This is a genomic window from uncultured Algoriphagus sp. (genome assembly GCF_963974835.1).
GTDB lineage: Bacteria > Bacteroidota > Bacteroidia > Cytophagales > Cyclobacteriaceae > Algoriphagus.
Window position 1 is genome coordinate 94,666 of sequence record NZ_CAXBET010000005.1, and the last position, 12,674, is coordinate 107,339.

At 40.6% G+C, this 12,674-nt stretch carries 10 protein-coding genes, 1 tRNA gene and 1 pseudogene; 3 read left to right on the forward strand and 9 right to left on the reverse strand.

Annotated features, from left to right (window positions below; all coding sequences use genetic code 11):
- Positions 1–65 precede the first annotated feature (65 nt).
- The 3 genes from AACZ73_RS11765 to AACZ73_RS11775 all read right to left on the reverse strand — a co-directional run bounded on the left by AACZ73_RS11765 (position 66) and on the right by AACZ73_RS11775 (position 1,693).
- Positions 66–686, reverse strand: a complete 621-nt coding sequence (locus AACZ73_RS11765; RefSeq protein ID WP_339878039.1) for a protein-tyrosine-phosphatase — start codon at positions 684–686, stop codon at positions 66–68.
- Positions 687–711: 25 nt separating this feature from the next.
- Positions 712–1,182 carry a DUF6428 family protein gene (locus AACZ73_RS11770; protein WP_339878040.1) on the reverse strand — a complete coding sequence of 157 codons (471 nt, stop codon included), beginning with the start codon at positions 1,180–1,182 and terminating at the stop codon, positions 712–714.
- A gap of 178 nt (positions 1,183–1,360) precedes the next feature.
- Positions 1,361–1,693 (reverse strand): metalloregulator ArsR/SmtB family transcription factor, encoded by a 333-nt coding sequence (locus AACZ73_RS11775; RefSeq protein ID WP_339878042.1) that lies wholly within the window; start codon positions 1,691–1,693, stop codon positions 1,361–1,363.
- A gap of 231 nt (positions 1,694–1,924) precedes the next feature.
- On the opposite strand from AACZ73_RS11775, the gene AACZ73_RS11780 reads away from it, so the two are divergent.
- Positions 1,925–2,365, forward strand: a complete 441-nt coding sequence (locus AACZ73_RS11780) for a VOC family protein (RefSeq protein ID WP_339878043.1) — start codon at positions 1,925–1,927, stop codon at positions 2,363–2,365.
- A gap of 109 nt (positions 2,366–2,474) precedes the next feature.
- Here the strand turns inward: AACZ73_RS11780 and AACZ73_RS11785 are convergent.
- The 6 genes and pseudogenes from AACZ73_RS11785 to AACZ73_RS11810 form a co-directional block, all read right to left on the reverse strand.
- A pseudogene (locus tag AACZ73_RS11785) lies at positions 2,475–3,671 on the reverse strand (IS256 family transposase).
- A gap of 202 nt (positions 3,672–3,873) precedes the next feature.
- Positions 3,874–4,725: an alpha/beta hydrolase family protein gene (locus AACZ73_RS11790; protein WP_339878044.1), complete on the reverse strand. Its 852-nt coding sequence runs from the start codon at positions 4,723–4,725 to the stop codon at positions 3,874–3,876.
- 348 nt (positions 4,726–5,073) lie between these two features.
- A complete protein-coding gene (locus tag AACZ73_RS11795) occupies positions 5,074–8,247 on the reverse strand; it encodes a multidrug efflux RND transporter permease subunit (protein ID WP_339878045.1) in 3,174 nt (1,057 codons plus the stop codon).
- Positions 8,248–8,279: 32 nt separating this feature from the next.
- Complete coding sequence (locus AACZ73_RS11800) at positions 8,280–9,395, reverse strand: efflux RND transporter periplasmic adaptor subunit (protein ID WP_339878046.1); 1,116 nt, start codon at positions 9,393–9,395, stop codon at positions 8,280–8,282.
- Between the two features lie 29 nt (positions 9,396–9,424).
- The gene (locus AACZ73_RS11805) at positions 9,425–10,744 is read right to left on the reverse strand and encodes a TolC family protein (RefSeq protein WP_339878047.1); all 1,320 of its coding nucleotides are present in this window, start codon (positions 10,742–10,744) and stop codon (positions 9,425–9,427) included.
- Positions 10,745–10,788: 44 nt separating this feature from the next.
- A complete protein-coding gene (locus AACZ73_RS11810; RefSeq protein WP_339878049.1) occupies positions 10,789–11,367 on the reverse strand; it encodes a TetR/AcrR family transcriptional regulator in 579 nt (192 codons plus the stop codon).
- Between the two features lie 234 nt (positions 11,368–11,601).
- Here AACZ73_RS11810 and AACZ73_RS11815 point away from each other — a divergent pair.
- Both AACZ73_RS11815 and AACZ73_RS11820 read left to right on the forward strand, forming a co-directional pair.
- Positions 11,602–11,683: transfer RNA gene (locus tag AACZ73_RS11815), tRNA-Leu, on the forward strand.
- 113 nt (positions 11,684–11,796) lie between these two features.
- Positions 11,797–12,642: an alpha/beta hydrolase family protein gene (locus tag AACZ73_RS11820; protein WP_339878050.1), complete on the forward strand. Its 846-nt coding sequence runs from the start codon at positions 11,797–11,799 to the stop codon at positions 12,640–12,642.
- Positions 12,643–12,674 lie beyond the last annotated feature (32 nt).

A 12,674-nucleotide genomic window follows, 5' to 3' on the forward strand; every position in this document is an offset into this window, starting at 1 on the left:
TCACTTACCTTACTATTTATCCAATATCCCCTGAAAAAAAATCATCTTCTTTGAGCTAAAATCAATTAGATCGAAATTTTCGAGAATGCATACAGCATCTCTGAGGCAATTTGCAGAGATCGCTCATCATATTTACTGGCTTCTTCAGAGGTATTATCAAATTCTTTCGGGTCCTCATAGCGAACCGGTATTCTACTTTCGGTGCCGGGAATAAAGGGACAATTTTCGTCTGCATGATCACAGGTCATCACCGCCGCAAAACGTTCTGCCTCATTGACAGGATCATCATAAAGCTTGGAAAAAGCAATAATTGGATTAGCATCGTCCGAGTAGAATACTTGATAAATTGGATTTATATCTCCTTTTTTGGCTACTCTAAATCCGCTCCTCTTTACAGATTCAACTGCTCTTTCATTGAAAGAAGTGACCTCTACCCCACCAGAAAAGCAGCCTGCAGGAATAGAATATAATTGCGCCGCTGTCTGTGCCCAAATCTGGGAAAATTGACTTCGTCTGGAATTATGAGTACAGATAAATGTCAGATTAATTTCTTCCTTGGCATCTACCTTTTGTTGAATGTAATCTATCAGCTTCTGAAGCACTTGCTTTCTTTCATCTGAAATCGGGAGCGCTTTAGCTTTATCTATAGTTTGGGATAAAACCGGCAGCAATTCAATTTTAGGCATGTTCACTGAAATGTAATAATTTGGATTAGCAGCAGCCTGAGCCGGGAGTACAGGAAGTATCAGTAGCTTGCAAAGTAGACAATCTTACTTTTGACTTTTGCTTCGGAACCCCGCAATTATCCTTCGCCAAACAATCAGTTTGTTTTCTGGTCAACTGGAAATTAACTCCATCGAAATGTAACCCAAACTTCCCAATGGTTTCGGCCTGATATTCTACTTCCACTTGCAGGTCTCCCATTTCCAGCACTTTCTCAGAAAGCTCAATAATGCTAAGCAACTTCTCTGGATGAAGTCTGTGATTATAATCGTCCGCATTCCAAAGCTGGAAATTAGCCACCTGTTCGTTTCTCACTGTTCCTCCACAATCGATAAAATGCTTGGCAACTTTTCCCACTTCAGTGACATGAAAATGAGTTGGAACCAATTCCCCAGTTGGAAGTTGAAAAGCAATTGTATCTAACTTTCCCAATGCTGATTTTACTTCTGACAATTTCATAACTAAGTTGTTTAAATGTGATTTTTATATTTCTACCAGAACTGTTTTAAAGCAAAAAAGCTTTCCAAAACATGCTAATTTCTTTACTTCGGACTATTTCGGTTATTTGAAGTCGATTTTCTGACATGAAAAGCAAATTGAGACTATTGGCGTTGGTACTATCCAAATAAGAGTTTTGCTAGCAGCAATTTCCTTTTGCCTTTAAATCCTGATCAAAGAATTCATTTAGCACTCTCTTCATTCTATTCCAGTTTTCCCTGTCGATACAATAGCAAACACTAGTACCTTCTATATTTCCTTTGATAAGACCTAATTGCTTGAGTTCCTTCAAATGTTGGGAAATGGTTGGTTGCGCCAAACCGATCTCAATAACCAATTCTCCGCAAACACAGCTATTCATTTTAAATAAATGCTGCAAAATCGCTACTCTGGCTGGATGAGCAAATGCCTTCGCAAAAATCGCGATCTCATTTTGTTGCTCCGAAAATATTTCAGTTTTGGTAAGTCCCATTTGCTTTCATTTATTGATTGCAATATTACGATATACAGATGAAGATTGCAAATAAAAATTTCATCCTTATATTCTAGTTAACAGTATATCAGAAATCTTAAGAATGTTCTAAAGGGTTGTCTGACGCATACTACCTATTCTTTGACGTCTTTGGACCTAGACTTTTATTATCCTAGCTATAGCTTTGGATTACATTAACTACATCTAAGGCAATACACTAACAAAATAACCATGGCACTTATTAACCCATACATTAACTTCAATGGAAATGCTGAAGAGGCATTCAATTTTTACAAATCTGTCTTTGGCGGAGAATTCGCGAATATTACCCGTTTCAAAGACCTCGATATTCCTGAAAACCCAATTGCTGATCATGAAAAAGACAAGATCATGCACATTGCTTTGCCAATCGGACAAAACATCCTAATGGGAAATGATGTACCGGAAAGAATGGGCAGGGTAAATGAAAATGAACACAGGTCTAAAATATCTATCGGTGCAGCAAGCAAGGAAGAAGCTGTAAAGTTATTTGATGGACTTTCCGTAGGAGGAAGTATAGAAGTGCCGATGGGTGAAAGCCCTTGGGGTTCCTATTTCGGGATGTTTCGGGACAAATACGGCATTGAATGGATGGTTGATTTTGATCCAAAACACAAAGGGAAAGTGGAATAAAAAGACTAACAGATAGACTACTGAATAATAAAACCTCACCTTAAGGCGAGGTTTTATTGTAATCAAGGACACTATCCCGAAAAGTGTGTAAATGAATTTTAGGATTTGGTTAGAATTTTAGACGGTTTTCAAACATAATCATAAATTGGTTTAGGATGGTACCCCAGTCCCTGATTGGCATAGTCCATTTTTTGGTGGATTCGTTGACTGCCAGGAACACGGATTTCATTACCGCGTCATCAGTTGGATAGGAAAGTTTATTCTTGGTGTATTTTCTGATTTTTCCATTCAGGTTTTCGATGATATTGGTGGTTTAGATGATCTTTCTGATTTCCATTGGGAAAGCCAGGAATGCAGTCAGCTCCTCCCAGTTATCCCTCCAGCTTTTGATCGCATAGCCGTATTTCTGACTCCATGCGGCCTCCAACAGATCCAGCGCAAGGGCTGCTGCCTCACGGTTTGGAGCCGTATAGATTTCTTTCATATCAGCAGTGAAGGCTTTTCGGTCCTTCCAGACCACATAGCGACAGGCGTTGCGGATCTGATGGACAATACAGATTTGCTTGGTGGATTGGGGAAAAACTGATCTGATGGCATCTGTAAAACCTTTCAGGTTATCAGTGGCGGTAATCAGGATGTCCTGGACGCCCCTGGACCGCAAATCGGTCAATACACCCAGCCAGAAGGCTGCCGATTCGTTCTTGCCCAACCAAAGACCTAGAACTTCCTTCTTACCATCAGTGCGCAGTCCTATGGCTATGTAAATGGTTTTGTCTATTACCCTGGAGTTCTCCCTGACTTTGAAAACAATCCCATCCATCCAAACGATGCAATAGACAGATTCGAGTGGTCTGTTCTGCCACAGGGTAATATCCTGCGAAACTCGCTCAGTGATTCTGGATATGGCAGAGGTGGAAAGTTCGATGTTATAGAGTTCCCTGATCTGTTCTTCGATATCGCTGACACTCATGCCCTTGGCGTACAGGGAGATGATGATGTTTTCTACTCCCTGAGCCATGTTTTTACGCTTTGGCACAAGAGCTGGAGTAAAAGACGCGTCCCTGTCACGGGGAACCTGAATCTCCGCTACCCCAAACTGGTTTTTGATTTTTTTCTTACTGTGGCCGTTTCGTGTGTTATCACTGGCAGAAGGCTGGTGCTTATCGTATCCCAGATGGGAATCCAGTTCACCTTCCAGGATCTGTTCGACCCCACGCTTCTGGATCTGTGCAAGGAAAGAGTACAACTCTTCTCCTGTTTTAAACTGCTTGAGGAATTCATCGCTCAGGACATCTTCTTTTTTCATAGCTTTAAATGTGTAAAGTTACCCCGAAAAGTTATTTCCGTAATTTTTCCCGGCCTTTCAATGGGCCGAAAAATTCCGGAATAACTTTCATACACTTACACACTTAATGGGATGCTACCTAATCAAGCTTTTTTATTGCGGTCTATTAAATGTCCTTATTTTTCGTTTGACGTTCAGGCCATTCCTGATCAAAATTCACTTATTATTTCTCAAGAATACTTGCGAAGAATATCATGTGATAAGGGAGAGCATTTTCCCAATATCCCCAGGAATGTCCCCCATCCCTTTCGGTATAATCATGGGAAATTCCTTCAAAAACCAATCTCCTATGCAATTCCCTGTTTGGCTCAATTAAAAAATCGTCTACACCACAATCAATCATTAAGCGAATGTTGTTCTTTTTATAGGTATCGATATTATTTATGATGCTGACAGCATGATAGCGTTCTGGATATTCTTCTTTACTTCCCAAAATGCCAGCAAAAGCATTCCCAATGTTTGTCATTGCTTCCTGAGGAAGTTTCCATCCCTTCATATCTGGATTTATAGCGCCACTCATGCTTCCTACAGCTATAAATAAATCAGGATGATTTGCTGCAATAAACAAAGACCCAAATCCACCCATAGATAATCCTGTAATAGCTCTACCCTCTTTTTTCGCAATCGTTCTATACTTAGAATCTATTTGCCCAATCACGTCTTTTGATATGTAGCTTTCAAATTGACTAGTGGCTTCCACGGGACTATCAATGTAATAACTAAATTTCTCTCCTTCTGGCATTACAATAATAAAACCATATTGATCAGACAATCTCTGTATCAAAGTTTTATCAGATATCTGTTTAGTCCAATCTGAGAATTGTCCCATTCCTCCGTGCAAAAGATAAAGTGTTGGGAACTTGTCATCTCCTTGATCGTAGGCTTCAGGTGTGACTACAAGTGCTTTGTAGGTGATGCTGGTTTTGCTATTTACAATTTGAATAGTATCTGTTTTGGCATAACCCTCTACAGTCATTACTAAGAGGAGTAAAATTAAGGGGAAGGTGTTTTTCATATAATCGGTATTTGAGCTTTTAAATAGTGCAAAATTTTTATTGTATCAAAATATGACAATAGAATTTCCCTAGATATAATTTTCAAAACCCATTGGAATCAATTATCCCTTAATAGATGTAAATAACATGTCATCTTTATGCTGGGGAGTGCCTTGATTTAAACTAGAAAAAAATTAAAGGGTTTGAAGTTTGTGTTATGAAGTTAATAGACTATCATGAACAATTTTTAAGGCATAACATTCTCTCCAAAACCTAATTGATTTGTGCTGCAATAGCTTAAATGAAAAACTCCCAATAAGCCGAAACTTACTGGGAGAATATCCATTATAACTAACTTTTATACTTACTTAATGATTTTCATGCTTACTTGGATCATAATTGGCTTCCAATTCTGCCAAACCCTTTTTACCGTAAGCAATTTTAGTAATCACTACATACAAGACTGGCACAAAGAAGATCGCCAGGAAAGTAGCTGCAAGCATCCCTCCTATTACAGTGAAACCAATTGTCTGTCTTGCCACAGCACCTGCTCCATTGGAAATAGCCAGAGGAACCACACCCAAAATAAAGGCAAGGGAAGTCATGATAATCGGACGAAGTCTCAATTTCACCGCTTCCAAAGTCGCCTGAAGCAGTGGCATTCCCACATCCACACGTTCTTTGGCGAATTCCACAATCAGAATGGCATTTTTCGCAGCCAAACCTATCAGCGTAATCAAACCAATCTGGGCGTAAATGTTATTATCTAATTTTGGCAAGAAATGTAACGCGATAATCGCTCCGAATGCTCCAAGCGGCAAAGCCAACAAGACCGAGAATGGGACCGACCAGCTTTCATATAAGGCTGCCAAAAGCAAAGACACCAATATTATGGCAAGTGCAAATATCAAAATGGTTGCATTACCAGAGGAAAGCTCCTCTCTACTCAAGCCAGAGAAATCGTAACCATATCCTGCAGGCAAAGTTTGGGCTGCCACTTCTTCCAAAGCTGCCAGCGCCTGACCGGAGCTATAGCCTGGCGCCGCATTACCATTGATTTCAGCGGAACGGAACAAATTATAATGTGAAATTACCGGAGCATTTTCTACCACATCATAACTAATCAACGCACTTAAAGGAACAGCTTCTCCTCCGGCACTTTGTACATAATATTGCTCCAGATTGTTTATTCCTGCACGATATGCGGTGTCAGCCTGTGCTACGACTCGGAAGTTCCTGCCATATCTGGTGAAGTCATTGACATATGAACTCCCCATGTAGTTAGACATTGTCGTGAAGATTTCTGTAAGAGGAACACCCAATTTCTTGGCTTTCTCTCTATCCACAGTCACATGGTAACCTGGAGTCTTTGCTGTAAAGAAGCTATACGCCATTGCTATTTCAGGGCGTTGATTCGCAGCTGCAAGGAATTGCCCCATAGCTGCTTCAAACTCTTTGATGTCTCCAATAGCGGAACGCTGCTCCAGCATAAAGCTGAAACCACCTGTACTTCCCAAACCTGGAATCGCAGGCGGCGGAACTACTACAATACTTCCTTCGGTAATTGATGCAAACTTTTGATTCAAGGTCGCCAACATCCCTCCAAGTTGGAGCGAAGGATCTTTCCTGTCATCCCAAGGATCCATCTGTACGAAGAAAGTTGCAGCATTTGGCTTAAATGAGAAGTTGATCACGTTCAATCCACCGATACCAGTCACGTGATTGATTCCTTCAGTTTCCTCTAGAATGCCGTTCATCTTTTGCATCACAGCCTGAGTTCTGTTACTCGCAGCACCTTCAGGAAGCTGAAGCGTCACATAAAGTCTCCCTTCGTCCTCAGTAGGCAAGAAACCTGTAGGTTTGGTTTGGAAAAGGCCAAAAGTCCCCGCGAAAATACATACCAGTAAAATCAATACGAGTGGTGCTCTTTTGATACTATTTCTCACTCCATTGGTATAGCTTCCCGTAGTACGCTCAAACCACACATTGAATTTATAGAAAAACTTATTTAGCCCTTTTCCATGCTCATTTACTTCTGAAGGCTTCAAAAGAAGCGTACAAAGTGCTGGAGTTAAACTCAAGGCGATAAATGCTGAAAGCAATACAGAAATCGCAATTGTGATCGCAAACTGCTGGTACATTCTACCTACAATACCAGGGATAAAACCTACCGGAATAAATACCGCAGCCAAAATCAACGCAATTGCTATTACCGGAGCTGTGATATCTTTCATTGCAAGACGCGTAGCTTCTTTTGCAGAAATCTTTCTGGAATCTATGTAATGCTGTACCGCTTCCACAACTACAATCGCATCATCCACCACGATACCGATTGCCAATACGAAACCAAATAGCGTCAGCGTATTAATTGTAAATCCTAGTAAAGGGAAGAAAATAAAAGTACCGATGATGGATACCGGTATCGCCAAAACTGGAACCAAAGTAGCTCTCCAACTCTGCAAGAATAAGAATACTACAATGATCACGAGAATCAATGCTTCCACAAACGTGTGCAATACTTCATTGATAGATACTTCTACAACGGACACAGATTCAAAAGGCACTGTGTATTTCATATCGGTTGGAAAGCTTTTCTGCAACTCATCCAAAGCGGCATATACACCTTCAGCTGTTTCCAAGGCATTACTTCCCGGAGCTTGGTAAACCAACAAAATCGCAGCATCTTCTCCATCCAGTGTAGAATATCTGCCATAGTCAAACTGACCCAACTCAATTCTAGCCACATCTTTCAAATAAACCAGAGAGCCATCTGCAGGATTCGTTCTTAAAACGATATCATCAAATTCTTCTGCTCTTTCCAATCGGCCATTAACGGTAATCGGATATTCAAATGCCTGTGTATCGTACTGAGGCATACTTCCCACCGTACCTGATGCTACTTGGAGGTTTTGCTCCTGAATCGCAGCCGTTACTTCTCTTGCTGTTATACCGTACTGTGCGAGTTTATCAGGCTTTAACCAGACACGCATACTGAAATCCTGACCAATAGCCGTGATATCGCCTACTCCGTTTACACGGAGAAGTGCATCCTTGATAAAGATGTTGGCGTAATTGGAAAGAAACTTAGAGTCATGGGTTCCTTCTGGTGAAGTGATACTCAATACCATCATAATGGATGGATTTCTCTTTCTCACAGTTACTCCCAATCTACGAACTGCCTCTGGAAGGGATGGTTCGGCGATAGAAACCCTGTTCTGTACATCCAGCGTAGCGATGTTGATGTCTGTCCCTACTTCAAAGGTCACGTTCATCTGCATCTGCCCTGTACTGGTATTGTTCGAGGAAATGTAAGCCATTCCTGGAGTACCGTTCACTTGGGTTTCAATGGGTGTAGCTACCGTCTGCTCAACCGTCTTTGCATCTGCACCCGTGTAGTTGGCTGACACCGAAACTACTGGAGGTGTGATGTCTGGATACTGTGTGACGGGGAGATTTAAAATTGCTAAAACACCGACCAGCACGATGACGATCGAAATCACCATTGCCGTTACTGGCCGTTTTATAAATACGTCTGATATCATTAGTAATTAATCAAGTCTTATTAAAAAACGATTTATTGGGCTGCAGTCTGCTCAGTGATCTGAGCTCCCTCACGAAGCTTCTGGATGCCAGTCACTACGATTTTGGCACCTTCTTGTACACCATCTCTGATTACCACATCCTCTCCTATGAGTGATCCTAGCTGAACATTTTGCTGTTTTACTGTATTATCTTCCTGCACTACATAGACAAAATACTCGCCCATCTGCTCAGTAACAGCTTTGTAAGGAATTACGATTTGTTCTCCAATGTCCTGATTCAGCACCATAAGGTTTACTGTCATTCCTGCAATGAGATCCCGCTTCGGATTTGGGAATTGAACTCGTAGATTGATCGTACCAGACTGTCTTCCTACTGCTCTATCGATGGTAGTAAACTTGCCATTGTAAGGATAAACAGACCCATCACTGAATTTGATTCTAAACAATGAATCGGGATTCTCTTCAGCCTTTAACATTTTATTGAAGCGTGGAATCTCACGCTCATTGATCACAAAATTCAATGACATAGGGTCATTGGAAGAAAGAGTATTCAACAAAGGTGCTCCAGGAGAAACCTGGGTACCTAATCTCACTTGGGAAATCCCAACTGTCCCGTCAAATGGAGCAACAAGTACAGAATAGCCGAAGTCCGTAGAAGCTGACTCAAGCTGCGCTTTCGCAGAGCTAAGTTGGGCCTTACCATTCAGCACTTCTGTCTGGGCATGATCTAAAGTCTGCTTTGCTATTGCATCTTCCTCGTCCAACCTTTTGTAGCGATCATAATCTTTTTCCAATCGAGCTAAATTTGCTTCAGCACTTTCCACCAAAGCTTGCGCCTGCTGTCTTGATGCTGCGTATTTGCTTCGGTCTATTTCGTAAAGTTTCTGGCCTTTCTTTACTTCCTGACCGTCTTTTACATAAATATTTGTGATGTACCCACCGATTTGAGGACGGATCTCCACCTCATTCAATGGAACAAGTGTAGCTGGATATTCGTCAAGTCCTGTTACGGACTTTTTTACCAATGTAAAAGTAGTGACCGCAGTCGCAGGAGGAGCTTGCTGTCCCGCCTGTTGTTGCTTTTGCCCGCAAGAAAACCCTGCAATAACCAAGGCCGAAAAAGCTACGAGTTTGTATGATAATTTCATTTGCTATAAAATTTTTAGGAGGATTCTAATTAGTTAATGGTACCTAAAGCTTTTTCCAGGTCAAGCTTGTCTTCCAAAACCTGATAAAATGCATTAATATGGTTAATCTGGGCGGTTTGAAGGTCAGTCTCAGCTACGACTAGTTCTACATAGGCTTTGATTCCTTCATCATATTGCATTTTGATGATGTTATAGACTTCTTCAGCCATCACCATATTTTCCCTTATCAACTGCCATTCGTAGACACTGCTGTTGTAGTCTGCCAATGCTGTTGAGTATTCAGTTTTAATTTGATTGCTGAGATTTTCCAGTTCTATCACACCCCTGTCAACCTGAAGTTCAGCTGCTCTTACTTGATGGATTCTTTTACCACCTTGAAAAATCGGAATGGATAAATTCAGTCCTACAGATGAAATGGGATAGGCGGTCCTATATAAATCAGAGAAATTTGCATTGAAGTAATTCCAGTTATATCTGTAGTAGGCTGATAGTTGAGGTAGGTAATTCCACTTTTCGTAAGTGGTCTGAATCTCATTGAGTGTTTGCTGAGTTTGCAAGAGTTGATATTCTACTCTATTTTCCAGAATAAGTGGGTCAGCAGCATCTTCACCGATCATGCCCGCGGCGCCTTGAATGTCAAATTCGATGGTGAAATTCAAACTGTCTGGATATCCCATCAATTGCTTGAGGTAGTCGTACTTTGACTCAAAAGAATTGGCAACTCTGTTACGGTCACTTTTCACATTAGTCAAAGCAATCGATGCCCGCTGATAATCTGTCTTATCCACCAAACCAGCTTCAAAGCGACTGAATGCATCTTTGTATTGCTTTTCCAAACGATCTAAGTTTTGGTCAAGGATTTTTATTTGCTCCTCGGATAACAGAATGGAATAGAAAGCTTTACTCACGTCCACTACCGTATTGATTTTGGCATCTTCTATTACTTGCTGCAATTGCTGACGGTAATATTTAGATGATTTCGAAGCAAATAACTGATCTCTATTAAACAAGGTCTGATCCGCTTGAAGCAAAATGTTAGAGTTATACTTCTGGCCAAAAGTGATAAGCTGGTCACCGATGATCTGCTGCTGCAGCTTAATATTGTAGGCTCCTGCCGCAGATGCAGTAATCTGAGGATACCAATCTGCCAGATTTGACTTGATGTCCCGCTCTCCTATTTCCTGATCTATCTGAGCCTGTCTGATGATCGGACTCTTAATCAGCGCATATTCGACCACCTGATCCAAAGTCAGCGTCCCTTGGGGCACTTCACTTTCTTCCTGACTGAAGGCGGATTTTGACAAGAGTAAAATACTCAGTCCGACCAACAGTAAACGTTTTTTGAACATGTGTGTAATAATTATTTGGTTTTAGTTTGAAAAAGGTCTTTGGGTTAATGAGCTTTGATACCATCCCATATCAAATTGGATATCTCATTCAGGTCCATGTTATTTCGGGCAAGCTTCTTTTTAAAATTGGTTTTGATCCGGACTATAGAATTGACGTTGGTATTCACAAGAATTGAAAGCACAATAGGATTCAATTCTTTTATTTCACCAAGCTTAATTCCCTCTTCAAAAAAGGCATAAGCGAAATCGTGCCATGCATTGGGTTTATGTTGGATCTCCTCAGAATTGAAAGGAGAATTTAAAAACTGATCATAAAATCCATGAACAGAGGGATTTAACTCATAAAAGTCGGTTAAATTTTTCCAATAATTAAAAAATCTTTCCCGAAATTTTAAAGTAGTATCATCACGCTCTGAAACATATTTTTTGGTTTCTTCGACTACATATTCAAAGACACCTAGGATCAAATCGTCTTTATTTTCAAAATAAGTATAAATGGTACCCGCAGCTACTCCGGCATTTTTTGCCACTTGGCTGACAGGGCATCCATGAAAACCATGCTCTTGGATTAAATCCAGCGCACTTATCACGATACACTTCTTTTTATCTAGCTGACTTTGCATTACCATTATTGAGTGAATGAACGTTCAATCACAAACTCCTATTGAAAGTTCCACTCTCCAGAAAAAATTTTAGAAAATTTTAGGAGAGGCTTTTATTCTAAATATCTGGAAAATTAAAATTGTTGAAAATGAACCACTTCTATTTCATTTGTATACTTCGGGGCATATATCTCATCCGATTAATATTATTTTAATATATTAATAGGTAACATTGCATCCCAATAGAAAATAGCTGCGGATGTGGCGAAATTGGTAGACGCACTAGACTTAGGATCTAGCGCCGTGAGGCATGGGGGTTCGAGTCCCTCTATCCGCACAAAGGCCTCTCAGGAAACTGGGAGGTCTTTTTTATTTTTAGCACCTGTCTGATCAGAAATCTTTAGTATTATTCTTATTTTGTTGGCTTTACTACCTAAATAACCTATTCCCGTGAAAAAGATACTTATCGTATTGTTCCTTCTTCCCTTATTTTGTTTTGCACAGGCAAAAGTGGATACTATAGAAGTATTCAGTAAAGCCATGAATAAAACGCTGAAAGCTGCCGTCACCACTCCATCAACTTACGATGGTAGTAGGCAATTTGCGACACTCTACTTACTTCATGGAGGAAGTGGCATTTTTAGCGATTGGCTTAAAAAAGTCACTGAACCTGATTTGGTAAACCGCATGGCAGAAGAATATAATTTGATCATCATCACGCCTGGAGTTGGCCCTTCAAGCTATTATTATGACAGCCCAATGATGGATTCTGTGCAATACGAGACTTACCTCATAGAAGAACTAATACCTCACATTGATAAATCCTACAAGACATTAGCAAAAAGGGAATCCAGAGCTATCACTGGCCTGTCAATGGGAGGTCATGGAGCAATAATGTTAAGTGCAAAGCATCCAGAACTCTTTATAGCTGCCACAAGCATGAGTGGAGTGATGAACATCGACACCCGTTTATGGAAAGTTCCGGCAGAATTCAGCAAACTTCGAAAAGGGCAGCAACAGGAAATGCTTGGAAAAGATCTGCAATACGATGCGCCTTTTAGCACCTATACTGCAGTAGGCTTGGTAGACAAAATGAAAGTGAATGGAATTGCCCTGCTAATGGATTGTGGGGTAGATGATTTCCTGCTGGAAACCAACAGACAAATGCACCAACTGTTATTGGCAAATGGCACTCCACATGATTACACCGAGAGACCGGGAGCACATACATGGGAGTACTGGACCCAGGCTCTACCTTTTCATTTACTCTTTGTAGATAAGTATCTCATTCGATAGATTCAAGATTTATTAACATTGATCTATGTAAA

Coding starts and splice junctions, on each gene's coding strand:
- AACZ73_RS11765 (WP_339878039.1), bottom strand. CDS start 686: ATGCCTAAAATTGAATTGCTGCCGGTTTTATCCCAAACTATAGATAAA.
- AACZ73_RS11770 (WP_339878040.1), bottom strand. CDS start 1,182: ATGAAATTGTCAGAAGTAAAATCAGCATTGGGAAAGTTAGATACAATT.
- AACZ73_RS11775 (WP_339878042.1), bottom strand. CDS start 1,693: ATGGGACTTACCAAAACTGAAATATTTTCGGAGCAACAAAATGAGATC.
- AACZ73_RS11780 (WP_339878043.1), top strand. CDS start 1,925: ATGGCACTTATTAACCCATACATTAACTTCAATGGAAATGCTGAAGAG.
- AACZ73_RS11790 (WP_339878044.1), bottom strand. CDS start 4,725: ATGAAAAACACCTTCCCCTTAATTTTACTCCTCTTAGTAATGACTGTA.
- AACZ73_RS11795 (WP_339878045.1), bottom strand. CDS start 8,247: ATGATATCAGACGTATTTATAAAACGGCCAGTAACGGCAATGGTGATT.
- AACZ73_RS11800 (WP_339878046.1), bottom strand. CDS start 9,395: ATGAAATTATCATACAAACTCGTAGCTTTTTCGGCCTTGGTTATTGCA.
- AACZ73_RS11805 (WP_339878047.1), bottom strand. CDS start 10,744: ATGTTCAAAAAACGTTTACTGTTGGTCGGACTGAGTATTTTACTCTTG.
- AACZ73_RS11810 (WP_339878049.1), bottom strand. CDS start 11,367: ATGCAAAGTCAGCTAGATAAAAAGAAGTGTATCGTGATAAGTGCGCTG.